General features: G+C 72.3%; 24 protein-coding genes. 10 read left to right on the top strand and 14 right to left on the bottom strand.

Annotation, left to right across the window (positions count from 1 at the left end; all coding sequences use genetic code 11):
* Positions 1 to 12 precede the first annotated feature (12 nt).
* Positions 13 to 525, top strand: a complete 513-nt coding sequence (locus AC0665_RS03425; protein WP_468407325.1) for a hypothetical protein — start codon at positions 13 to 15, stop codon at positions 523 to 525.
* Positions 526 to 529: 4 nt separating this feature from the next.
* Here the strand turns inward: AC0665_RS03425 and AC0665_RS03420 are convergent, their stop codons facing one another.
* Positions 530 to 1,291: a hypothetical protein gene (locus AC0665_RS03420; protein WP_468407323.1), complete on the bottom strand. Its 762-nt coding sequence runs from the start codon at positions 1,289 to 1,291 to the stop codon at positions 530 to 532.
* A 225-nt stretch (positions 1,292 to 1,516) separates the two neighbouring features.
* On the opposite strand from AC0665_RS03420, the gene AC0665_RS03415 reads away from it, so the two are divergent.
* From AC0665_RS03415 to AC0665_RS03405, 3 genes are read left to right on the top strand one after another with little or no spacing between them, the layout of a single operon-like run.
* Positions 1,517 to 2,800 carry a magnesium transporter MgtE N-terminal domain-containing protein gene (locus AC0665_RS03415; protein ID WP_468407321.1) on the top strand — a complete coding sequence of 428 codons (1,284 nt, stop codon included), beginning with the start codon at positions 1,517 to 1,519 and terminating at the stop codon, positions 2,798 to 2,800.
* A complete protein-coding gene (locus tag AC0665_RS03410; protein WP_468407319.1) occupies positions 2,790 to 3,386 on the top strand; it encodes a DUF1003 domain-containing protein in 597 nt (198 codons plus the stop codon). Before AC0665_RS03415 ends, AC0665_RS03410 begins: the two co-directional genes overlap by 11 nt.
* 43 nt (positions 3,387 to 3,429) lie before the next feature.
* Positions 3,430 to 4,563, top strand: coding sequence for an Mrp/NBP35 family ATP-binding protein (locus AC0665_RS03405; RefSeq protein WP_363117126.1), 1,134 nt, complete (start codon positions 3,430 to 3,432; stop codon positions 4,561 to 4,563).
* 134 nt (positions 4,564 to 4,697) lie between these two features.
* Here the strand turns inward: AC0665_RS03405 and AC0665_RS03400 are convergent, their stop codons facing one another.
* The 5 genes from AC0665_RS03400 to sigE all read right to left on the bottom strand — a co-directional run bounded on the left by AC0665_RS03400 (position 4,698) and on the right by sigE (position 10,154).
* Positions 4,698 to 5,369, bottom strand: a complete 672-nt coding sequence (locus tag AC0665_RS03400) for a hypothetical protein (protein WP_468638796.1) — start codon at positions 5,367 to 5,369, stop codon at positions 4,698 to 4,700.
* A 226-nt stretch (positions 5,370 to 5,595) separates the two neighbouring features.
* The gene (locus AC0665_RS03395; protein ID WP_478604718.1) at positions 5,596 to 6,036 is read right to left on the bottom strand and encodes a sec-independent translocase; all 441 of its coding nucleotides are present in this window, start codon (positions 6,034 to 6,036) and stop codon (positions 5,596 to 5,598) included.
* A gap of 215 nt (positions 6,037 to 6,251) precedes the next feature.
* Entirely contained in the window at positions 6,252 to 8,285 is a 2,034-nt protein-coding gene (locus AC0665_RS03390; RefSeq protein ID WP_478604721.1) for a S1C family serine protease, read from the bottom strand.
* A gap of 130 nt (positions 8,286 to 8,415) precedes the next feature.
* Positions 8,416 to 9,456 (bottom strand): anti-sigma factor family protein, encoded by a 1,041-nt coding sequence (locus AC0665_RS03385; RefSeq protein WP_478704334.1) that lies wholly within the window; start codon positions 9,454 to 9,456, stop codon positions 8,416 to 8,418.
* A complete protein-coding gene (gene sigE, locus AC0665_RS03380) occupies positions 9,453 to 10,154 on the bottom strand; it encodes an RNA polymerase sigma factor SigE (RefSeq protein WP_363117675.1) in 702 nt (233 codons plus the stop codon). The genes AC0665_RS03385 and sigE overlap by 4 nt, the downstream gene beginning before the upstream one ends.
* Before the next feature lie 234 nt (positions 10,155 to 10,388).
* On the opposite strand from sigE, the gene AC0665_RS03375 reads away from it, so the two are divergent.
* A complete protein-coding gene (locus AC0665_RS03375) occupies positions 10,389 to 11,087 on the top strand; it encodes an O-methyltransferase (RefSeq protein ID WP_269465895.1) in 699 nt (232 codons plus the stop codon).
* 118 nt (positions 11,088 to 11,205) lie between these two features.
* Here the strand turns inward: AC0665_RS03375 and AC0665_RS03370 are convergent, their stop codons facing one another.
* Entirely contained in the window at positions 11,206 to 11,373 is a 168-nt protein-coding gene (locus AC0665_RS03370) for a DUF3117 domain-containing protein (protein ID WP_003966491.1), read from the bottom strand.
* Positions 11,374 to 11,528: 155 nt separating this feature from the next.
* Entirely contained in the window at positions 11,529 to 11,693 is a 165-nt protein-coding gene (locus tag AC0665_RS03365) for a hypothetical protein (RefSeq protein ID WP_478704333.1), read from the bottom strand.
* A gap of 66 nt (positions 11,694 to 11,759) precedes the next feature.
* On the opposite strand from AC0665_RS03365, the gene chcB reads away from it, so the two are divergent.
* The gene (gene chcB / locus AC0665_RS03360) at positions 11,760 to 12,563 is read left to right on the top strand and encodes a 2-cyclohexenylcarbonyl CoA isomerase (protein WP_468407308.1); all 804 of its coding nucleotides are present in this window, start codon (positions 11,760 to 11,762) and stop codon (positions 12,561 to 12,563) included.
* A 66-nt stretch (positions 12,564 to 12,629) separates the two neighbouring features.
* Here the strand turns inward: chcB and AC0665_RS03355 are convergent, their stop codons facing one another.
* Complete coding sequence (locus AC0665_RS03355; protein WP_468407306.1) at positions 12,630 to 13,217, bottom strand: DNA-3-methyladenine glycosylase I; 588 nt, start codon at positions 13,215 to 13,217, stop codon at positions 12,630 to 12,632.
* A complete protein-coding gene (locus AC0665_RS03350) occupies positions 13,214 to 13,603 on the bottom strand; it encodes a DivIVA domain-containing protein (RefSeq protein WP_468407304.1) in 390 nt (129 codons plus the stop codon). The genes AC0665_RS03355 and AC0665_RS03350 overlap by 4 nt, the downstream gene beginning before the upstream one ends.
* A 144-nt stretch (positions 13,604 to 13,747) precedes the next feature.
* Between AC0665_RS03350 and folP the strand changes: the two genes are divergently transcribed.
* Positions 13,748 to 14,608 carry a dihydropteroate synthase gene (gene folP, locus AC0665_RS03345; RefSeq protein ID WP_468407302.1) on the top strand — a complete coding sequence of 287 codons (861 nt, stop codon included), beginning with the start codon at positions 13,748 to 13,750 and terminating at the stop codon, positions 14,606 to 14,608.
* 94 nt (positions 14,609 to 14,702) lie between these two features.
* On the opposite strand, the gene AC0665_RS03340 is transcribed toward folP, so the two are convergent.
* Positions 14,703 to 15,461: an LOG family protein gene (locus AC0665_RS03340; RefSeq protein ID WP_468407300.1), complete on the bottom strand. Its 759-nt coding sequence runs from the start codon at positions 15,459 to 15,461 to the stop codon at positions 14,703 to 14,705.
* Positions 15,462 to 15,580: 119 nt separating this feature from the next.
* Complete coding sequence (gene dapE / locus AC0665_RS03335) at positions 15,581 to 16,660, bottom strand: succinyl-diaminopimelate desuccinylase (protein ID WP_366052601.1); 1,080 nt, start codon at positions 16,658 to 16,660, stop codon at positions 15,581 to 15,583.
* A gap of 86 nt (positions 16,661 to 16,746) precedes the next feature.
* Between dapE and AC0665_RS03330 the strand changes: the two genes are divergently transcribed.
* The gene (locus AC0665_RS03330) at positions 16,747 to 17,727 is read left to right on the top strand and encodes a VldE C-terminal domain-containing protein (RefSeq protein ID WP_478704332.1); all 981 of its coding nucleotides are present in this window, start codon (positions 16,747 to 16,749) and stop codon (positions 17,725 to 17,727) included.
* 349 nt (positions 17,728 to 18,076) lie between these two features.
* Positions 18,077 to 18,523 (top strand): ATP-binding protein, encoded by a 447-nt coding sequence (locus AC0665_RS03325; RefSeq protein WP_363117113.1) that lies wholly within the window; start codon positions 18,077 to 18,079, stop codon positions 18,521 to 18,523.
* 72 nt (positions 18,524 to 18,595) lie between these two features.
* Here the strand turns inward: AC0665_RS03325 and AC0665_RS03320 are convergent, their stop codons facing one another.
* Positions 18,596 to 19,687: a bifunctional succinyldiaminopimelate transaminase/glutamate-prephenate aminotransferase gene (locus AC0665_RS03320; RefSeq protein ID WP_468407295.1), complete on the bottom strand. Its 1,092-nt coding sequence runs from the start codon at positions 19,685 to 19,687 to the stop codon at positions 18,596 to 18,598.
* A 120-nt stretch (positions 19,688 to 19,807) separates the two neighbouring features.
* Positions 19,808 to 20,128, bottom strand: coding sequence for a ferredoxin (fdxA, locus tag AC0665_RS03315; protein WP_003973842.1), 321 nt, complete (start codon positions 20,126 to 20,128; stop codon positions 19,808 to 19,810).
* A 140-nt stretch (positions 20,129 to 20,268) separates the two neighbouring features.
* Between fdxA and AC0665_RS03310 the strand changes: the two genes are divergently transcribed.
* On the top strand, positions 20,269 to 21,276 hold the full coding sequence (locus tag AC0665_RS03310; RefSeq protein WP_478704331.1) for a GNAT family N-acetyltransferase: 1,008 nt from the start codon (positions 20,269 to 20,271) through the stop codon (positions 21,274 to 21,276).
* Positions 21,277 to 21,302 lie beyond the last annotated feature (26 nt).

Below are 21,302 nucleotides of genomic sequence, written 5' to 3'. Positions count from 1 at the left end.
AGGCTGGGGCCCATGACAAGCGAGCTGCTCGACCAGGCCCTCGTCGAGGAGGCCACGAAGAAGTCCGGCCTCGTCTGGGTCCAGGGTCCCGACGGCCCGGCGCGCGCACTGTGGCACGTGTGGCACGACGGCGCCGCGTGCCTGGTCGGCGACGGGCCCGGCGAGCAGCCGCTGACGGGGCTGGCCGACGGCGCCGAGGCGACGGTGACGGTCCGCAGCAAGGACAAGGGCGGCCGGCTGGTCACCTGGACGGCCCGCGTCACCCGGCTCGCACCGGGCTCCGAGGCGTGGGACGCGGCGGTCGCCGAGCTCAAGGGCAAGCGGCTGAACGCACCCGACGGCGAGGCCATGCCCGAGCGCTGGGCCCGCGAATGCCGGGTGCTGCGCCTGGAGCCGACCGGTGCGACGGCGCCGCTGCCCGACGGCTCCCTGTCCGAGCCGCCCCTGCCGTCCCCGGCGATCACCCGTCGGCCGATCCCGGCGGGGCTGCCCCGCCTGCTGCTGAAGCGGCGCAAACGGGCCTGAGGGCCTACGACGCCGGCAGCTGTTTGCCGTAGTCCACCGTCTCGTTCCGCTCCGGCTTCCGCAGGGAGAAGTCCTCGCCCCAGGCGGAGAGCGTGAGGGTGCCCGCTCCGCCGGCCCGCTCCAGGCGCAGCGGATACGGCTTGCCCTCCAGGGAGACCTCCAGGGTGCCGCCGGAGCCCTTGTCGCCGGTGACGCGGATGGTGCGGACGCCCGCCTCCTCGTCGTGGCCGTCCGTGGCGAGCGTCCCGTGCAGGGTCAGCAGACCGTCGAGGAGGAGAGCCTTGTCCGTGAACCCGCTGAACTTCTTGTACGAGGGGTCGCCCTGCGGCACCTTCACGTACTTGCCGCCGAGCTTGGAGGCCGCCGCCGCGTCCCCCTCGCCGTCCTCGCCCTGGCCGCTGCCATGAGCCCAGAACGCGGCGTCCGCCTTGACGTAGAGCTGCTCGCCGATGCGCAGCAGCTTGAAGGTCGCGCCCTCGGTGGTGACCGAGCCGTCGCCGCCGTCGTCCTTCAGCCGCATGTCGAGGGCGTACGTGCGCCCGCCGCTGACGACGTTGCCGTGCACCCGGACCGCCCCGGCGGACTCGGCGGCCGACCGGGTCTTGCCCTGGATCTTGGCTGCGGGAAGTCTGCCGACGCCGTTGGTGCCCTCGTTCGGATCCTCCGCACAGCCGGTGAGCACCGTTCCCGTCACGAGCAGCGCGCACGTCGCGCTGGCGAGTGCGGCACTGCGGCCGCGGCTGCGGCTCTGGCGAATCGGAGTCACAGGTGGGGCTGCCTCTCTGACGAAAGACCTGAACGGCGTACCGCAGGGTACCGGGGTCGTGCGGGCGGATCGGAGCCAGTCCGTCCGGACCGCCCGCCGACGCGACCGCGATCAGGACGGGCTAGCCTGAAGCCCACCCGAGCGGGCAATTCGGAAGACACAGGCACAAAGACAGCCACCCAGACAGCCACCACGAACCACCCCGCACGTAAAGGAGCCGCGGCCATGGCAGCGGGCGTCCCCCGGATCTTCGTATCGCACCTCCAAGGTGTCGCCGTATTCGACCCGGCCGGTGACCAGGTGGGGCGGGTGCGCGATCTGGTCGTCATGCTCCGGGTGGGGCAGCGGCCGCCGAGGCTGCTCGGCCTCGTCGTCGAACTCGCCACCCGCCGCCGTATCTTCCTGCCGATGACCCGGGTCACCGCCATCCAGTCGGGCCAGATCATCACCACCGGCGTGCTCAACGTCCGCCGCTTCGAGCAGCGGCCCACCGAACGGCTGGTCTTCGGGGAGCTGCTGGACCGGCGCGTGACGCTCGGCGAGACCGGCGAGGAGGTCACCGTCCTCGACCTGTCGGTGCATCAGCTGCCGGCCCGCCGGGAGTGGGAGATCGACCGGGTCTTCGTCCGCAAGGGCAGGAAGGGCAGTGCCTTCCGGCGGGCCAAGGGCGAGGCGCTGACCGTCGAGTGGACCGCCGTCACCGGCTTCTCCCTGGAGGAGCAGGGGCAGGGCGCCGAGAACCTGCTCGCCACGTTCGAGCAGCTGCGCCCCGCCGACCTCGCCAACGTCCTGCACCACCTCTCCCCCAAGCGCCGCGCCGAGGTCGCCGCCGCCCTCGACGACGACCGGCTCGCCGACGTCCTGGAGGAGCTCCCGGAGGACGACCAGATCGAGATCCTCGGCAAGCTGAAGGAGGAGCGCGCCGCCGACGTCCTGGAGGCCATGGACCCCGACGACGCGGCCGACCTGCTGGGCGAGCTGCCGACGGACGAGCAGGAGCGGCTGCTGAGCCTGATGCAGCCCGGCGACGCTGCCGACATGCGCCGCCTGATGTCCTACGAGGACCGCACGGCGGGCGGTCTGATGACCACCGAGCCGATCGTGCTGCGCCCGGACGCCACCGTCGCCGACGCCCTGGCCCGCGTCCGCAACCGCGACCTCTCCCCCGCGCTGGCCGCCCAGGTCTACGTCTGCCGGCCGCCGGACGAGACACCGACCGGCAAGTACCTGGGCACGGTCCACTTCCAGCGTCTGCTGCGCGAGCCACCGCCGTCCCTGGTCAGCTCGATCGTGGACAACGATCTCCAGCCGCTCGACCCGGAGGCCGAGCTGCCGGCCATCGCCGGGTTCTTCGCCACGTACGACATGGTCGCGGCGCCCGTCGTCGACGAGGCCGGATCGCTGCTGGGCGCGGTCACCGTGGACGACGTACTCGACCACATGCTCCCGGAGGACTGGCGGGAGCAGGAGTTCCACCTGGACGAGGAGGTGGCGACCGATGGTCCCTGAGCGCGAGAGCCCGCGCGAACGCACCCCGGCGGGCGCCACGGCCGCCTCCCGGCCGCGCACCCGGCTCGACCAGCCGCTGCCGCGCCGGCGCCGGTTCCTGCCCGAGTACGACCCGGAGGCCTTCGGGCGGCTGTCGGAGCGCATCGCGCGCTTCCTCGGCACCGGGCGGTTCATCGTCTGGATGACGGTCGTCATCATCCTGTGGGTGGTGTGGAACATCTTCGCGCCCCGCGACCTGCGCTTCGACGAGTACCCGTTCATCTTCCTGACCCTGATGCTGTCGCTCCAGGCCTCCTACGCAGCCCCGCTGATCCTGCTCGCGCAGAACCGGCAGGACGACCGGGACCGGGTCAACCTGGAGCAGGACCGCAAGCAGAACGAGCGGTCGATCGCCGACACCGAGTACCTGACCCGCGAGATCGCCGCCCTGCGCATCGGCCTGGGCGAGGTCGCCACCCGCGACTGGATCCGCTCGGAGCTGCAGGACATGGTCAAGGAGATGGAGGAACGGCAGAACGGCCACCGTCACGACCCCGTCGTATTCCCGGCGGAACGGTCACGGGGACGTGACGCAGACGACCGCTGAGACACTTTCCTACGCACCGGTACGGCGCCGTACCATCGTCCTTATGGCTACGGAAGACGCGGTGCGCGAGGCACTGGCGACGGTGAACGACCCCGAGATCCACAAGCCCATCACCGAACTCGGGATGGTCAAGTCGGTGGAGATCGGCGCGGACGGGGCGGTCGCGGTCACCGTGTACCTCACGGTCTCGGGCTGCCCGATGCGGGACACGATCACGCAGCGCGTGACGGACGCGGTCTCCGCGGTCGAGGGCGTCACGCGCGTCGACGTCACGCTCGACGTGATGAGCGACGAGCAGCGCCGCGAGCTGGCGTCAGCCCTGCGCGGCGGCCAGACCGAGCGCGAGGTGCCCTTCGCCAAGCCGGGCAGCCTGACCCGCGTCTACGCGGTCGCCTCCGGCAAGGGCGGCGTCGGCAAGTCCTCGGTGACGGTCAACCTGGCCGCAGCGATGGCGGCCGACGGCCTGAAGGTCGGTGTCGTCGACGCCGACATCTACGGCCACTCCGTGCCGCGCATGCTGGGCGCCGACGGCCGTCCCACCCAGGTCGAGAACATGATCATGCCGCCGTCGGCGAACGGCGTGAAGGTCATCTCCATCGGCATGTTCATCTCGGGCAACGCCCCGGTCGTCTGGCGCGGCCCGATGCTCCACCGCGCCCTCCAGCAGTTCCTGGCCGACGTGTACTGGGGCGACCTGGACGTGCTGCTCCTGGACCTGCCGCCCGGCACCGGCGACATCGCGATCTCCGTGGCCCAGCTGATCCCGAACGCCGAGATCCTCGTCGTGACGACCCCGCAGCAGGCCGCCGCCGAGGTCGCCGAGCGGGCCGGCTCCATCGCCGTGCAGACCCACCAGAAGATCGTCGGTGTCGTCGAGAACATGGCGGGCCTGCCCTGCCCGCACTGCGACGAGATGGTCGACGTCTTCGGCACGGGCGGCGGCCAGACGGTCGCCGACGGCCTGACCCGCACGACCGGCACGAACGTCCCGGTCCTCGGCAGCATCCCGATCGACGTCCGCCTGCGCGAGGGGGGCGACGACGGCAAGCCGGTCGTCCTGTCGGACCCGGACTCCCCGGCGGGCTCGGCCCTGCGTGCTATCGCCGGCAAGCTGGGCGGCCGCCAGCGCGGCCTGTCGGGCCTGTCCCTGGGGATCACCCCGAGGAACAAGTTCTGATCTGACGGCCGGCGGGACAGCGCCCCTCCCAGGGGCGCGGGGCACTGCGCGAGCAACCACGAACGGTCCGCGGCCGCCCGCCGGCCGCACTCCTCATGGCGAAGGGGCGCCGCAGACGACCGGCGCCCCCGGGCTCACGCGTACGCGGCGATGTCCTTCACCACGGCGAAGCCGAGCCCGTACGCACTCATGCCCCTGCCGTACGCCCCGACATGGACCCCGGTCGAGGTGGACCCGGCAAGCACCCAGCCGAACTCCGACTCCCGGTAGTGGAACGCCGTCGGCACCCCGTCCACGGGAAGCGACAGCATCGACCAGTCGGCGCCGTCCAGGTCGTCCGCCAGCACCCAGGCCGTCTCGGTCTGCTGCTCCAGCCAGTCGTCCCGCAGCGCGTGGTCCATCTGCCCGGGCCAGGTGAACGACAGCAGCCCCACCCCGGCGAGCCACGCCGCGGAGGACACGGACGTGGCCTCCAGCAGGCCCGTTCCGTCCGCCGTGCGCCGTGAGGGATGGCCCGCCACGGTCACCACGACCGCGAACTTCTCCTTGGCCTCCTGGTCGCCGCCCGCGGCAAGCTCGTTGCGCAGCGTGGGCTCGTCACCGTGCCCGACCGACCCGTGTTCCACGGCCCCGTCGGCCGTCGTCCCGACCTGCATCAGCCAGCGCGGTCCCGTGAAGGCCTCGTCGAGGCCGTACCACGGGAAGGGCGCACGCAGGTAGCCGTCGACCGTACGCCGGGCGGAGGGGAGCTGTTGCCCGCCTTCCGCGGCCGGCGTCTGCGCGACTGCCCGACTCGTCGTCTCCATGTGCCCGGACGCCTCCTCGCTCTAGTCGGACCGGAACGGCCCGCCCCCCTTCGGGCGTACTCGTCACGGTCCGCACAACAACTCGGCAGCATAGCCACACCGCTGCGAGCAGCAGGGAAACCGCCCGGCGCGTGGGCCGCACGGGCGCCCCGATCGGGCCGTACACAGCCCGACCGGAGTATGAAACGCGTCACGTGCCCGGGGGCGTGCGCCCCTGGCTCGTCGCTCAGGTGGCGTCCGCGTCGAAGGGCGGCCGGTCGTCCGGGGCGGGCGTCTCCGGCTTCTTCGTCATGTCGATGCGGCCACCGGAGGAGCTTGCGGAGGACGCCGAGGAGGTGTCGGAGTCACGGCTGTGGACGGCGTCGGTGACCTCGGCCATCTCCTTCTTCAGGTCGAAGCCGTTGCGGATCTCCTTGAGCCCCAGGTCCTCGTTGTCCAGCTGCTTGCGGATGAAGGTCTTGGGGTTGAGGTCCTCGAACTCGAAGTCCTTGAACTCCGGGCCGAGTTCCTCCCGGATGTCGTTCTTGGCGCTCTCCGAGAACTCACGGATCTTCCGGATCGTGCGCGTCACGTCCTGGATGACCTTGGGGAGCTTGTCCGGACCGAAGACGAGCACGGCGAGGACGATGAGCGTCACCAGCTCGAGTGGTCCTATGTCATTGAACACCTGAAGCTCCTAGCGATGTCCTCGGTCCTCGGCCCTCGTGGTCGGTGCGGGTCTTGCCGTGGTCCGGGCCGGATCCACGGTACCCGGCGATCCTGTCCGACCGGTACCGTCCCGGGTCCTCCGTGTGCGGGAGGTGGGAGCGCTTTCCCGTTTGTTTGCCTTGTCGGTCCCTTATGCGGCCTGATGAGACGACTTCGCGGGTCCCGGGGCTCACCTCAGCCACCGGACGATCCGAGGACGAGGGAGACCTTCCGTTCCTTGCCGCCGCGCTCCACCGTCAGCTCCAGACGGTCGCCGGGGCGGTGCGCCCGGGTCTTGACGATCAGTTCCTCACCGGAATGCACCCGTTGACCGCCGACCTCCGTGATGACGTCGCCCGCCTTGATCCCGGCCTTGGCGCCCGGGCCGCCCGGGGTGACCGGAGATCCCCCCTCGCTGCCCTCGGAGGCGACGCGGGCGCCGTCGCCCGAGTAGTCCATGTCGAGGGTGATGCCGATGACCGGATGGGTGGCCTTCCCGGTGTTGATCAGCTCCTCGGCGACGCGCTTGCCCTGGTTGATCGGTATGGCGAAGCCGAGGCCTATCGAGCCGGACCGGCCGCTGTCCTCGGTGGAGCCGGTGCCCGCCGAGCGGATGGCCGAGTTGATGCCGATGACCCGGGCCCGGGCGTCGAGCAGGGGCCCGCCGGAGTTGCCGGGGTTGATGGGTGCGTCGGTCTGCAGCGCGTCCACGTACGACACGTCGCTGCCGTCGCCCTTCTCGCCACCGGCCGTGATGGGCCGCTGCTTGGCGCTGATGATGCCGGAGGTGACGGTGCCGGCCAGGTCGAAGGGGGCGCCGATGGCCACGACCGGGTCACCGACCTGCACGTTGTCCGAGTTGCCGAGGGGCAGTGGGGTGAGTCCGCTGACGCCCTTCACCTTCACGACGGCGAGGTCGTAGCCGCTGTCCCGGCCGACGACCTCGGCCTGGGCGCTCTCCCCGCCGTTGAAGGTGACGGTGATCTCGCCGCCCGATCCGGCGGGCTGCACGACGTGGTTGTTGGTGAGGATGTGCCCGCGGGCGTCGAGCACGAAGCCGGTGCCCGTCCCCTGCTCGCCGGCGCCGCTGACATGGAGGGTGACCACGCTGGGCAGGGCCCGCCCGGCGATCCCGGCCACACTGTCCGCGTCCCGCGTGGTGGGCTCTTTCCCGGCCTGCGGCAGCGTGATGGTCCCGACGCCGCCGTTCCGCTCCAGATACGTCCCCACGCCACCGCCGATGCCCCCGGACACGAGCGCGAGCAGCACGGCCCCGAGCACCAGGGACTTCCTGCCCCGCTTGCGCCGCTGCTCCGTGCTGAGGACGGCGGCGCCGTTCTGCTGGAAGGGGCCGTGCCCTCCGGCGACCCCGGGGGCCGCCCAGGGGTCGTAACGCTGCCAGGGGTCACCGGCCGGGGCCGGTGCGGGCGCGGCGGCGTCGGTGTGGGCGGGGCCTGCGGAGGCTGGGGGGAGGGCGGAGGCGGCCGGGGTGGGGCTGCCGGAGTCCGACGCAGGCGGTGTGCCGTGCGGGGGTGTGGCGTGCCCCGGCGTGCCTTGCGCCGGTGTTCCGTGCGGCGGTGGGACGGCGGGGGTGCCCGGCACGGTCGGCGGGGCCGGTGCCGGTACGCCCTGGGCCGGGGTCGCCGCCGGGTGCTGGACGGGCGGCGCGGGTGCCCAGGGACCGGGTTCGCCGTAGGGCGGGGTGCTGTAGGGGTCGGGGTCGTGCAGCGGCCTGGGAGCGCCCTCGACGGGCACGGCGTGCGCGCCGGGAACGTCCTGCCCGGCTGTGGCGCCCGCGGCCGATACGGCAGGGGCTACGGGAACGTCCTGCCCGGCCGGAGCACCCTCGGCCGGTACGGCAGGGGCGTCGGGGACGTCCTGCCCGGCTCGTGCGCCCTCGACCGGCACGGCGTGCGCGGCGGGGCCGACCGGGGTGTCCTGGTCGGTTCGGGCGGCGGGGACCGGGGCGGAGGCTTCGGCGGCTGCCTCGGGGCGCCGCAGCTCGTAGTCGCCCCCGTCCTCGTCAGGTCGGGCCAGGGGCCGGGCCAGCTCGAAGTCTCCGTCGCTGCCGGGCTCGTCCGCCGGGGCCGGGACCCGGGCCGACTCGTGCGGCCCGTTCACGGCCCGGTCGTCCGCGGCCACGCCGTCCGTGCCCTCCGGCTCTCCCGTGAGGTCCTGCGGCCGTGGACGGCTCCACCACTTCGCTTTCGTGGGCTTCCCCTCGTTCATGCTCTCCCCACAGCCGCGGCACGGCTCGTCGCGGTGGCCGCGTTTCGTCGAATCGGCGCCCGGCCACACCTCGGCCGCGGGCGACAACCCCCGGATTCAATCAGGTTCGCGGGGGGCTGCGCAGAGCCGGTCAGTGAGCCGTACGCGAGGAAGCGGGGGAAGAGGGGGACGAGGTCGGATCCGCGAGGGGCACGGTCCACAGCGGCGACGTGATCTCGGGGACCGAGGACAGCGAGGTCAGGGCGGCCGGCGTGGCCGCTTCGAGCGGACGTATCAGGGGGGACATGACGGCGGCACCGGCCATCACCGGGGCGGTCAGCGCGTGCAGCGCGTGCTGCCGGGCGGCGGTCGGCACCCCGGGCAGCAGCGGCGCGGACACCTCGGTCGGGGCGACCGGGGTGTGCCCGAGCACGCTCTGGCCGTGCGCCTGCCCGAGCAGCGGCGCCGTCCGGCGGCGCTGGGACTCGGGCGACGTGGCGGCGCCGGTGCCCTGGGTGCGCATCGGTGTCACGTTGCTCCCCGTGCCCTGGCCGCCGCGGGCCTCCACGTCGACGGGGGTGCCGGTGGTGACCCCGCCCAGGGCGATCGCGGCGAGGGAGACGGCACCGGCGGCCACGAAGGCGAACCGCAGCCGCGAGGAGGACCGATCGGTGTCGGGCCGGCCGACGTCGTGGATGCCGAAGCCCTTCCCGCCGGGCAGGCCACGGTGGCCGGACGGCAGTCCGCCGCGGTCGGCGGGCAGGCCGCGGCCGACCGAGGGGGAGGTCAGCGCGGGCAGGTGCGGCCGGGACGGGGCGTACCCGAAGTCGAACCGCTCGCCGCGCTTCATTCCGAAGGCCCCGGACGATCCGAACCGCCCGGACAGTCCCCCGGGCAGCCCTCCCCCGCCCGGCGGTGTGACATCACCGTCCGGGCCGCAGCCCGCGGGTAGTCCCTGCAGGCGGGCCAGGAAGCTCTCGGAGGGGGGCGGTGGGGCCGCCTCCGCGAAGACGTTCTTCAGCCGGCGCTGGGCGTCCACCTCCGCCTTGCACTTCGGGCAGGTGGCCACGTGCGCCAGGACGCGCTCGCGCGCGTCATGACCGAGCTCTCCGTCCACCAGGGCGGAGAGTCGGTCTCCCAGATGCTGCTCTGCGAGGTGATCCTCGGAAGCTTCAGGCCGTGATCCGCTCACGCGCTCGCGCCCCCTCCTCCCAGTGCGGGAACACGGGGCACGAAGGAGCGGCGCTCGGCACGCGCTTCCGGCGAGCGGTGCGCGAGGGCCTTGCGCAGCTGGGAGCGGCCGCGGTGGATGCGCGAGCGGACCGTGCCGAGCTTGACGCCGAGGGTCGCGGCGATCTCCTCGTACGACAGTCCTTCGATGTCGCACAGGACGACCGCGGCGCGGAACTCCGGGGCGAGGGTGTCCAGGGCCTGCTGGACGTCGGCGTCGAAATGCGCGTCGTTGAAGATCTGCTGCGGGGTGGGCTCTTTGCTGGGCAGCCGCTCGGCCGCGTCCTCGCCGAGCGCGTCGAAGCGGATGCGCTGCTTGCGGCGGACCATGTCCAGGAAGAGGTTCGTGGTGATGCGGTGCAGCCAGCCCTCGAAGGTGCCCGGCGTGTAGGTCGACAGGGAGCGGAAGACACGGACGAAGACCTCCTGCGTGAGGTCCTCCGCGTCGTGCTGGTTGCCGGTCAGACGGTAGGCGAGCCGGTAGACCCGGCCGCTGTGCGTGCTGACGATCTCCTCCCACGTGGGCGGAGTCCACGCCTGCCCGTCCGCGTCGGTGGTGAAGGTCGCGGTCTGGGCGTGGTCAGCGGCGTGACTGTGGTCAGCAGCGGTGTCGTTCACAGATGTCGGCCTGCCCGCCGATCCGAGGAAGCGCCGGAGCACTCCTGCGCGATCCACAGGCGCAGCCGCACCTCCCCTGTCAGCTCTGGTGGTGTCCAGTGGAGCCCCTACCATAGCCACCTCGCCCGTTAGGACCGGATAAGCGGTTTTACGAGAAATTGATCTGGGCTGATACGCCTCGTACTGCTGCGTCGGCACTTGCTCGGTGTCCTGATCCACCGCCCGCCCCCCGTCCTGACCCGCGTCACTTGCCCTTCTCTTCAAACGACCGGTCCCATCTGCGGGTTCCCGTGCCCAACGGATACAGTCACGCCCAGGCATTCACGGGGACAGGAGAGGGTCATTACCGGCAACCGGCAGACGAGCTGGGCGTTCGCCGACGCCTATGTCGCCGAGGACGAAGCGCTGCACTGGGCCCGGGACCGGGCCCGTGAGGCAGGGCTGCGCTCGGTGACGCCCGGCACGGGCGCCGCGCTGCGGTTGCTGGCCGCGTCCGTCGACGCCAAGGCCGTCGCGGAGATCGGGACCGGGTGCGGTGTCTCCGGGATCCATCTGCTGCACGGCATGCGGCCCGACGGTGTCCTGACGACCGTGGACCCGGAGCCGGAACACCAGCAGTTCGCCCGCCAGGCCTTCCGCGCCTGCGGCTTCGCCAGCAACCGGGCCCGGTTCATCCCGGGCCGCGCCCTGGACGTGCTGCCCCGCCTCGCGGACGCCGGATACGACCTCGTCTTCTGCGACGGCGATCGCCTCGAGGTGATGGACTACCTCGCTGAATCGTTGCGTCTGCTGCGCACCGGCGGGCTGGTCGTCTTCGAGGGCGCCTTCGCGAACGGCCGGACGGTGGACTCCGGCCCGCAGCCCACGGAGGTGCTGCGGCTGCGCGAGCTGCTGCGCGCGGTGCGCGAGAGCCAGGAGCTGGTGCCGTCCCTGCTGCCGGTGGGCGACGGGCTGCTGTGCGCGGTGAAGCGGTAGCCGGGTCGCACGTTAGCGTGGCGCGGAGCTGGGCAGGCGAGTGTCACCGGTGAGAAAACAGCTGCCCCGGCATCACGGATGATGCCGGGGCAGCTGAAAGGCTATGGTCGCTTGCGCGTCAGCCGACGACCTTCTTGAGGGCGTCGCCGAGCGCGTCGGCCTCGTCAGGGGTCAGCTCGACGACGAGTCGACCGCCGCCTTCGAGCGGAACGCGCATGACGATGCCCCGCCCCTCCTTGGTCACCTCGAGCGGGCCATCACCCGTTCGCGGCTTCATGGCCGCCATGCTCGTTCCCCTTCCTGAAACCCAGCTCATCGTCAAAGCCGACGGCCCTGAAGAAGGGCACACGTGCGCGGTCCATGTGGCAGGACACGCGTCACCGGCATCGAACACATTGCTTCCAGGCCATTATCCCGCATCGCAGGACCCGATGACCAACATCAGTCGGCATCGCTTGGGCAACGCACGCGAGCAAAACCACTCAATTCGGCGATGAGACTGCGATACTCCGCCACCACGCACACATCCGCCGAACCGATCCGGGCGAGAATTCTTTGACGCAGGTCACACGTCCGGTCCGGTGCGCCGCCGGCGATCTCCGTCATGCTGTCCTGCAGACGCGGGGCGTACCGGCCGGTACGTCCCGATCCGCGACTCGGAGGGGATACGCCATGACCGACACCGTGCTCTACGAGGTGAGCGACGGACTGGCGACGATCACGCTGAACCGCCCGGAGGCGATGAACGCGCTGAACGTGCGGACCAAGGTCGCTCTGCGGGAGGCGGTCCGGTCCGCGGCGGACGACGGTGCCGTACGGGCGGTGCTGCTGACCGCGGCCGGCGAGCGGGCGTTCTGCGTCGGGCAGGACCTCAAGGAGCACATCGGGCTGCTGGCCGCTGACCGGGAGACCGGATCGGGGCAGACCATGGGCACGGTGCGGGAGCACTACAACCCGATCGTGCGGGCGCTGGCCGGGGCGGCCAAGCCGGTGGTCGCCGCCGTGAACGGGGTCGCGGCCGGGGCGGGCTTCGGTTTCGCGCTCGCCGCCGACTACCGGATCGTCGCGGACACGGCGGCCTTCAACACCTCCTTCGCCGGGGTCGCGCTGGCGGCGGACTCGGGGGTCTCCTGGACCCTGCCGAGGGTCGTCGGACCCGGGCGCGCCACTGACCTGCTGCTCTTCCCGCGCAGCATCACCGCGCAGGAGGCGTACGAGCTGGGCATCGCCAACCGGCTGGTACCCGCGGGCGAGCTGCGGGCGGAGGCCGAGAAGGTGGCGCGGGCGCTGGCCGAGGGGCCGACGGTGGCGCTGGCGGCGCTGAAGGAGTCGGTGGCGTACGGACTGACGCACTCGCTGGAGGAGACGCTGGAGAAGGAGGACGAGCTGCAGGCGCGGGCCGGGTCCTCCGAGGATCACGCGATCGCGGTGCAGGCCTTCGTCAACAAGGAGAAGCCGAAGTACCTGGGCCGGTGAGGCCGGGGCGTCGCGCGCCGTGGGGCCGCGGGTCCCCTGTGTTTGATCTTGTGGTCCTCCGCGCCCTTACCGGGCGCTTCTGGCCACGCACGATTCCAGGTGGTCGTCCACCAGGCCGCACGCCTGCATCAGCGCGTACGCCGTCGTCGGGCCGACGAACCGCAGGCCTCGCTTCTTCAGCGCCTTGGCCAGGGCCGTCGACTCGGGGGTGACGGGCGGGACGTCGGAGAGCGTCTTCGGGGCCGGGCGGGCGGCCGGGTCGGGCGCGTGGGACCAGATCAGCTCGTCCAGTTCGCCCGGGGCCCACTCGGTCAGCGCACGCGCGTTGGCGAGGGTCGCGTCGATCTTGGCACGGTTGCGGATGATGCCGGCGTCGGCCAGCAGACGCTCGCGGTCCTCGTCGGTGAACGCGGCCACCGAGGCGATCTTGAAGTCGGCGAAGGCGGCGCGGAAGCCGGGGCGGCGGCGCAGGATGGTGATCCAGGACAGGCCGGACTGGAAGGCCTCGAGGCTGAGCCGTTCGAAGAGCGCGTCGTCGCCGTGGACCGGGCGGCCCCACTCCTCGTCGTGGTAGGCCACGTACTCGGGGGCGGACAGGGCCCAGGGGCAGCGCGGCGCGCCGTCCGGACCGGCCAGGGCGGCGCCGTCGCTCACGGCCGGTCCTCCGGCCGGGGGGCGGGCTTGTCCATGGGCACGCGGTTCTCCGCGGGCGGGTGCGCCGGCCCGTGGGCGGAGGCCGTGCGGGCACCGGCCAGGGCGGACTCCAGGTCGGCGATGCGGGCGTCGCGTTCGGCGAGCTCGGCGCCCAGGCGGCTCAGGGCGTCGTCCACGTCGGCCATGCGGTAGCCGCGGGCGGCGAGCGGGAACCGCAGGTTCTCCACGTCGGCTCGGCCGACCGGGCGGTCCGGGGGCAGGGGGTCGCGCAGCCGCTCGGGGGCGGCCTCGGGCAGCGGGCCGCTGTCGCCGCCGCCCACCACGGCGAGCGTCACCGCGCCGACCACGACGGCGAGCGCGACGACCAGGAACAGGAACATAACCATCGCGGGGCCCCCACGGTCGGCTGGATCGGACTCGTCGGAGGTCCTCCGAGTCGGATGCTGTCAGGCTCCGATCGTGCCATGCGAGGGGGACCGTTAGGGTCGCAGGCGGCGGAAGACGGGACGTCCTACGAAAGGTCACAGGGGATGCTCAGGCTGGGCAAGCGGGAATTCGGGACGCACGAGCCGGTGATCATGGCGATCGTGAACCGCACCCCGGACTCCTTCTACGACCAGGGCGCCACCTTCCGCGACGAGCCGGCGCTCGCGCGCGTGGAGCGGGCCGTGGCCGAGGGCGCCGCGATCATCGACATCGGCGGGGTCAAGGCCGGGCCGGGCGAGGAGGTCACCGCCGAGGAGGAGGCCCGGCGGACGGTCGGGTTCGTCGCGGAGGTGCGGCGGCGCTTCCCGGACGTGATCATCAGCGTGGACACCTGGCGGGCCGAGGTCGGCGAGGCCGTGTGCGAGGCCGGGGCGGATCTGCTGAACGACGCGTGGGGCGGTGTCGATCCGGGTCTGGCGGAGGTCGCCGCGCGCTACCGGGTGGGTCTGGTGTGCACGCACGCCGGCGGGGCGGAGCCGCGGACGCGGCCGCACCGGATCACGTACGACGACGTCATGGCGGACATCCTGGACGTGACGGTCGGGCTGGCCGAGCGGGCGCTGGCGCTGGGTGTGCCACGCGAGTCGATCATGATCGATCCGGGGCACGACTTCGGCAAGAACACGCGGCACAGCCTGGAGGCGACGCGGCGGCTGGACGAGATGGTCGCCACGGGGTGGCCGGTGCTGGTGTCGCTGTCCAACAAGGACTTCGTCGGGGAGACGCTGGACCGGCCCGTCAAGGAGCGGGTCGTGGGCACGCTGGCCACCACGGCGGTGTCCGCGTGGCTGGGGGCGCAGGTGTACCGGGTGCACGAGGTCGCCGAGACCCGGCAGGTGCTGGAGATGGTGGCGACGATCGCGGGGCATCGGCGTCCTGCTGTCACCCGGCGCGGGTTGGCTTAGCCCGGGTACCAGGGGGCTCCGCCCCCTGGACCCCCGGCCTGCGCGCTCCCGCCACCCGAAGCGGTCGGACCGGAAGCCGGGCTCGAAAAGCCCTTCAGCGGCCCGCCTCCTTCGACACCAGCGCCACCGCCTCGTCCACGTCGTCCGTCACGTGGAACAGCAGCAGGTCCTTGTCCGCCGCCTTGCCCTGGGCGATCACCGTGTCACGGAGCCAGTCGACCAGGCCGCCCCAGTAGTCGCTGCCGAACAGGACGATCGGGAAGCGGGTCACCTTCTGCGTCTGGACGAGCGTGAGGGCCTCGAAGAGCTCGTCGAGGGTGCCGAGACCGCCCGGCAGGACGACGAAGCCCTGGGCGTACTTCACGAACATCATCTTCCGCACGAAGAAGTAGCGGAAGTTCAGGCCGATGTCGACGTACGGGTTCAGTCCCTGCTCGAACGGCAGCTCGATGCCGAGGCCGACCGAGATGCCCTTCGCCTCCAGGGCGCCCTTGTTGGCCGCCTCCATCGCGCCCGGTCCGCCACCCGTGATGACCGCGAAACCGGCGTCCACCAGGCCCCGCCCCAGCCGGACCCCCGCCTCGTACTCGGGTGAGTCGGCAGGCGTCCGGGCCGATCCGAACACGCTGATGGCGGGGGGCAGTTCGGCCAGCGCGCCGAAGCCCTCGATGAACTCCGACTGGATGCGCAGCACGCGCCAGGGGTCGGTGTGGACCCAGTCGGAGGGGGCTCGCTCGTCCAGCAGCCGCTGATCGGTGGTGCTGGCCTGCACCTGATCCCGCCGCTGGAGGAGCGGGCCCAGGCGCTTTTCCTCCGGCGGCTGCTTCTTCCCCTCGGGGTTGCCGGTCGCCATGTGCGCTCCCTCCGTCGTGCCTGTCTTTCCACCTCAGCGTAGATCTACGCGGGTTACGAACGAGGGACGTGAGCATGTCCGCGATGGAGCGCCGTAAACACGAGGACGTCCCGGCAGAGTCAGGCGGTCAGCCAGTTCCGCAGGCGCTCCTCGCCCGCGAGGATCTTGGCGATCTCCACCCGCTCGTCCCGCTTGTGCGCCAAGTGGGGGTTGCCCGGGCCGTAGTTGACGGCCGGGACGCCGAGCGCCGAGAAGCGGGAGACGTCGGTCCAGCCGTACTTCGGCATCGGGGTGCCGCCCACCGCCTCGATGAACGCCTTGGCCGCCGGGTGGGACAGGCCGGGCATCGCCGCGCCGCTGTGGTCGACGACCTCGAACTCCTCGACCCCGCAGTCCGCGAAGACCTCCCGGACGTGGGCGACGGCCTCCTCGGGGGTGCGGTCGGGCGCGTAGCGGAAGTTGACGGTGACGACGCACTCGTCGGGGATCACGTTGCCGGCCACTCCCCCGCCGATGCCGACCGCGTTGAGGCCCTCGCGGTACTCCAGGCCGTCGATCACGGGCCACCGCGGTTCGTAGGAGGCCAGGCGGGCGAGGATCGGGGCCGCGGCGTGGATCGCGTTGGAGCCCATCCAGCCGCGCGCCGAGTGGGCCCGCTCACCCCTGGTCTTCAGCAGCACCCGCAGCGTGCCCTGGCAGCCGCCCTCGACCTGGCCGTCCGACGGTTCCAGCAGCACCGCGAAGTCGCCCTCCAGCCACTCGGGGTGCGTCTCGGAGACGTGCTTGAGGCCGTTCAGCTCGGCGGCGACCTCCTCGTTGTCGTAGAACACGAAGGTGAGGTCGCGGTTGGGGGCCGGGACCGTGGCCGCGATGCGCAGCTGCACGGCGACGCCGGACTTCATGTCGCAGGTGCCGCAGCCCCACAGGACGCCGTCCTCGTCGAGCCGGGACGGGACGTTGTCCGCGATCGGGACGGTGTCGATGTGGCCGGCCAGGACGACCCGCTCCGAACGGCCGAGGTCCGTGCGGGCCACGACGTTGTTGCCGTACCGGTCGACCGTCAGATGGGGCAGCGCGCGCAGCGCGGTCTCGATCGCGTCGGCGAGGGGCTTTTCGGTGCCGCTCTCGGAACGGAAGTCGACGAGCCGGGCGGTGAGCTCCGCGGCGTCCAGCGTGAGGTCAAGCGAGGTGTCGGCCATACCGTCGACCCTAACGCGCCCGGAGCACGGCCCCACTGTTCCCACCCGGCTCCTGTGACTCCGTACTCTCCAGTACCTTGTACGGCGTGCCAGAGCCGTCCTCTCCCAAGCGCCGTGGCCGCCTCTTCCGATGCGGAGCCGCCTTCGTGGCCCTGCTCGCGGTCGCCGGTTACCTCGTCGTGCAGTACATCACCGGGGGCTCGGGCGGCCCGGGCTGCAAGGTCGTCTCCGGCAACGGCGACGGGGCGTCGTACGAGTTCACGCCCGAGCAGGCGGTGAACGCGGCGACGATCACCGCCGTGGGGACCGCCCGCGGGCTGCCCGAGCGGGCCGTGACCATCGCCCTGGCGACGGCCCTGCAGGAGTCGGCCCTGCGCAACATCAGGCACGGCGACCGGGACTCCCTCGGCCTGTTCCAGCAGCGGCCCTCGCAGGGCTGGGGAACGCCGAAGGAGATCATGGACCCGACGTACTCGGCCGGTGAGTTCTACGACCACCTGGTCAAGGTGCCCGGCTACACCCGGCTGCCGCTCACCGTCGCCGCGCAGCGCGTCCAGCGCAGCGGCTTCCCGCAGGCCTACGCCAAGCACGAGCCGGACGCCGCGCTGCTCGCCGCGGCCCTCACCGGCCAGTCCGCGGCCACGCTGACCTGCGAGGGCCGCCCGGCAGCGACCCGGGCCTCGGGTCCCGACGGCGTGCGTGCCGCGCTCGTGCGGGACTTCGGGCGGGACGTGCTGGAGCCGGCCGGTGCCGAGGTCGACGCCTCCTCGACGGCCACGCCGGCGCCGTCACCGAGCGGCACGGGCGCGTCCGGCGGGCGGACCGTGACCCTGCCGGTGACCGCCGACCCCGGCTCCACGGCCGGGCGGAGCCCGCAGCAGCGGGGCTGGCAGCTGGCCCACTGGGCCGTGGCCAACGCCTCTGAGCTCCACATCGCCCGGGTCGCCTACGCGGGGCGCGAGTGGGTCGCCGGGAACACCGCCAGCCAGTGGCGGGACCTCCCTGCCAAGGGCACCGCGGGCGCGGAACGGGACGCGGACGCGGTCCGTATCGTCACGATGGGCTAGAGATCGCGCAGGGGTACGGGGGCTCACCCGCAGGGGTCACCCGCACGGGTCGGCGGCGCGCCTGGGCGCAGGTTTTCGCCCCCTCGCCCCGGAAACCGGAAAAACCCTTGGGAACGCAGGGCTGGAAGGATGCGGCGGGGTTGCGGGCAACCGCCTCTTTGCCCGTTTTTATCCCCAGCCGATAATGCGACGCATTACCAACTCTTTACGTTGCGGCGCCGCAACCTTCGCGGGCTTCGAGCGGTAGTCACTGCGTCCGAGCCGGGGATGATCCACAGCCGGTCGATCAACTGCCGGACCCGGTCGGACGATTCACGAAGCTCATTGTTCTCTCCGTCGAAGGAGCACCATGTCCCTCCCCCTGACCCGCCGGATCGCCCGTGCCGCGCTGATCGTCGCTGCGGGAGCGGCTGCCGGGGTCGGTGCGGCCGGCTCGGCCAGCGCGGCCCCCGAGCTGCCCGCCACCCCGAGCCTCGGTGGTCTGACCGCCGTGGACGGGGCGAACGTCGGCAAGACCGTCGACGGCGCGGCGCAGCAGGTCACCGAGTCCGCGGGTGAGACCGGCGGCAAGACCGTCAAGAAGGCGGTGCCGGCCGCGGGCAAGACCGGCGGCAAGGCGGTCAAGGAGACCACCCCCGTGGCGCAGAAGGCGGCCGGTGACGCGGCGGGCTCCGCCGGGCAGCTCGTCGGCGAGACGGCCGGTTCGGCCAAGGGCGGTCTGCCGACGGACTCCCTCACCAAGGGCGGCGTGCCGTCCGCCGACTCCCTGCCGGTGAAGAGCCTGCCGGTCGGCTGACGCACCGACGCACCGACGCCGAAGGGGTCCGGGGAGCTTCCTCGGACCCCTTCGGTGTGCTCGGTGGCGCGGTCACAGCCGCTGAACGGCCGCGGCCACCCTCTCGTCCGTGGCCGTCAGCGCCACGCGCACGAACTCGGCGCCCGCCGGGCCGTAGAAGTCACCGGGGGCCACGAGGATGCCGCGCTTGGCGAGGTGGTCGACGGTGTCCCAGCAGGATTCGCCGCGCGTGGCCCACAGGTAGAGGCTGGCCTCGCTGTGCTCGATGCGGAAGCCGTGGGTGACCAGGGCCTCGCGCAGCAGCTCGCGGCGGGTCGCGTAGCGCTCACGCTGGACGCGCACGTGGTCGTCGTCGCCGAGGGCCGCGATCACCGCCGCCTGCGTCGGAGCCGAGGTCATCATGCCGCCGTGCTTGCGGATCTCCAGCAGCGGGGCGAGGACCGCCGGGTCGCCGGCCAGGAACGCGGCGCGGTAGCCGGCGAGGTTCGAGCGCTTGGACAGGGAGTGCACGGAGACGATGCCGTCGTACGAGCCGCCGTTGACGTCCGGGTGCAGCACCGAGACCGGGTCGGCCTCCCAGCCCAGCTCCAGGTAGCACTCGTCGGAGAAGAGCAGGATGCCGTGCGAGCGGGCCCAGGCCACGATCCGGGTCAGCTCCTCCTTGGAGAGGACCTTGCCCGTGGGGTTCGACGGGGAGTTCAGCCACAGGAGCTTCAGACCCTCGGGGTCCAGCTCGGTGGGGTCGTCGTAGGCCTCGTAGGCGGCGCGCGCCAGCCGGGCGCCGACCTCGTACGTCGGGTAGGCCAGGCGCGGGTAGGCCACCCGGTCGCCGGGGCCGAGGCCCAGCTGGGTGGGGAGCCAGGCGACGAGTTCCTTGGAGCCGACGATCGGCAGCACGTGACGGTGGGTGACGCCCCGGGCGCCGAGGCGGCGCTCGGCCCAGCCGGTGATCGCGTCGCGCAGCTCGGGCGTGCCCCAGACGGTCGGATAGCCCGGCGAGTCCGCCGCCGCGACCAGAGCCTTCTGGATCAGCTCGGGGACCGGGTCGACCGGGGTGCCGACGGACAGGTCCACGATGCCGTCCGGGTGGGCGGCGGCCGTGGTCTTGTACGGCGTCAGCTTGTCCCAGGGGAACGTGGGAAGGCGGTCGGAGACTGCGGACACGGGTTCGGGCTCACTTTCTGGCACGTACGAGCCGGTCACGGCAAACGCCTCGGCCCCGTACGGCGATCAGCGGGCTGATCGGGCCGTACGGGACCGAGGCGGCGCTGGTGCTGGCCGCTCTTACTGGTTCTGCGGCGGCAGCGCGGCGACGAAGGGGTGGTCGCGCTCGATCAGGCCCAGCTTGCTGGCGCCGCCGGGCGAACCGAGCTCGTCGAAGAACTCGACGTTCGCCTTGTAGTAGTCCTTCCACTCCTCGGGAGTGTCGTCCTCGTAGAAGATCGCCTCGACCGGGCAGACCGGCTCACAGGCACCACAGTCGACGCATTCGTCCGGGTGGATGTACAAGGACCGCTGGCCCTCGTAGATGCAGTCGACCGGGCACTCCTCGATGCACGCCTTGTCCTTGACGTCGACACAAGGCTGCGCGATGACGTAGGTCACGCTGTCGTTCCTCCTCGATAGGGCGCTGGCGGGCCTCCTCAGGCTCCGCCGCCTGGCGCGCGGGAGCGCGGCGTCGTCGATGCCCGCCCCTAGTATCTCCGTTCCTGGGCATGATCCGAACAGGAGGGGTGAACTGACCTGTGGAAATCTCTGCCGCCGGGCGACTCGAGGTCCGTATCACCGCTGCTGACGTGGGCAAACGGGTCTCCGTACGGAGCTTGATCGAACATGGGGCTCCGGGTGAGAAGTTCACCGACACGGTCGGTGTTCTCACATCATGGGACAACGGTGTGCTGCTGATCACACGCAAGAGTGGCGAGAGCGTCCGCATCACGGAATCGGCGCTGGTCGCGGGCAAGGTCGTACCCTCCGCACCGGCGCGTCGCCGCGGTCCGGCCGCCTCCTACGAGGAGCTGGCCCGGGTCGCCGCGCGGGCGTGGCGGCCGGTGGAGAGCGACCGGCTGGGTGACTGGGAGCTGCGGGCCGCGTCCGGGTTCACCCGGCGGGCCAATTCGGTGCTCCCGCTGGGCGCGCCGGGCCTGCCGCTCGACGAGGCCCTCGACGCCGTACGGCGGTGGTACGCGGAGCGCGGGCTGCCCGCCTACGTCCAGACCGCGACCGGCGCCGAGGGCACGCAGGAACTGCTCTGCGCCGAGCTGGAGGAGCGGGGCTGGGAGCGGGAGGTGACCGCCGAGCTGTGGATCGGGCCGCTGGCGCCGGTCGCCGACCGGGGCGACCCGGCGGGGGTCGTGCTGTCCCGGGAGGCTGACGAGGGGTGGCTGGCCCAATATCAGCGCAAGGGCGTGAGCGAGGTGGCGCTGCGGGTGCTCGCCGGCGGGCCGTCGGTGTGGTTCGCGAGCGTGCCCGGGCCGGCGGGGCCGGCCGCCATCGGGCGGTGTGTCGTCGACGGGCGGTGGGCCGGGTTCGCCGCCGTCGAGGTCGATCCGGCGCTGCGGCGGCAGGGTCTGGCCACGGCCGTGATGGCCGCGCTGGCCCGCCGCGCGCTCGACGAGGGCGCCTCGGCCGCGTGGCTCCAGGTCGAGGCGGAGAACGCGGGAGCGCGGGCGCTGTACGCCGGGATGGGCTTCGCCGCGCACCACGCCTACCACCACTACCGGGCGCCGGACGCCGGCGGCACCGGACGGTAACCGATCGTCGCGAGAGGGCACGAGCC

The sequence above is a fragment of the Streptomyces sp. NPDC043685 genome (assembly GCF_056436585.1).
The sequence above is the reverse complement of the archived record's forward strand: the minus strand, read 5'-3'. Positions and strand labels throughout refer to the sequence as shown.

Bases quoted from the DNA above. Each gene is read 5' to 3' on its own strand.
- dapE (WP_366052601.1), bottom strand. From the start codon at position 16,660: ATGGCCGACACCTCGCTTGACCTCACGCTGGACGCCGCGGAGCTCACC.
- AC0665_RS03405 (WP_363117126.1), top strand. From the start codon at position 3,430: ATGGCTACGGAAGACGCGGTGCGCGAGGCACTGGCGACGGTGAACGAC.
- AC0665_RS03370 (WP_003966491.1), bottom strand. From the start codon at position 11,373: ATGGCGGCCATGAAGCCGCGAACGGGTGATGGCCCGCTCGAGGTGACC.
- chcB (WP_468407308.1), top strand. From the start codon at position 11,760: ATGACCGACACCGTGCTCTACGAGGTGAGCGACGGACTGGCGACGATC.
- AC0665_RS03400 (WP_468638796.1), bottom strand. From the start codon at position 5,369: ATGGAGACGACGAGTCGGGCAGTCGCGCAGACGCCGGCCGCGGAAGGC.
- AC0665_RS03325 (WP_363117113.1), top strand. From the start codon at position 18,077: ATGTCCCTCCCCCTGACCCGCCGGATCGCCCGTGCCGCGCTGATCGTC.
- AC0665_RS03410 (WP_468407319.1), top strand. From the start codon at position 2,790: ATGGTCCCTGAGCGCGAGAGCCCGCGCGAACGCACCCCGGCGGGCGCC.
- AC0665_RS03350 (WP_468407304.1), bottom strand. From the start codon at position 13,603: ATGGTTATGTTCCTGTTCCTGGTCGTCGCGCTCGCCGTCGTGGTCGGC.
- folP (WP_468407302.1), top strand. From the start codon at position 13,748: ATGCTCAGGCTGGGCAAGCGGGAATTCGGGACGCACGAGCCGGTGATC.
- AC0665_RS03365 (WP_478704333.1), bottom strand. From the start codon at position 11,693: ATGACGGAGATCGCCGGCGGCGCACCGGACCGGACGTGTGACCTGCGT.
- AC0665_RS03425 (WP_468407325.1), top strand. From the start codon at position 13: ATGACAAGCGAGCTGCTCGACCAGGCCCTCGTCGAGGAGGCCACGAAG.
- AC0665_RS03340 (WP_468407300.1), bottom strand. From the start codon at position 15,461: ATGGCGACCGGCAACCCCGAGGGGAAGAAGCAGCCGCCGGAGGAAAAG.
- AC0665_RS03390 (WP_478604721.1), bottom strand. From the start codon at position 8,285: ATGAACGAGGGGAAGCCCACGAAAGCGAAGTGGTGGAGCCGTCCACGG.
- AC0665_RS03415 (WP_468407321.1), top strand. From the start codon at position 1,517: ATGGCAGCGGGCGTCCCCCGGATCTTCGTATCGCACCTCCAAGGTGTC.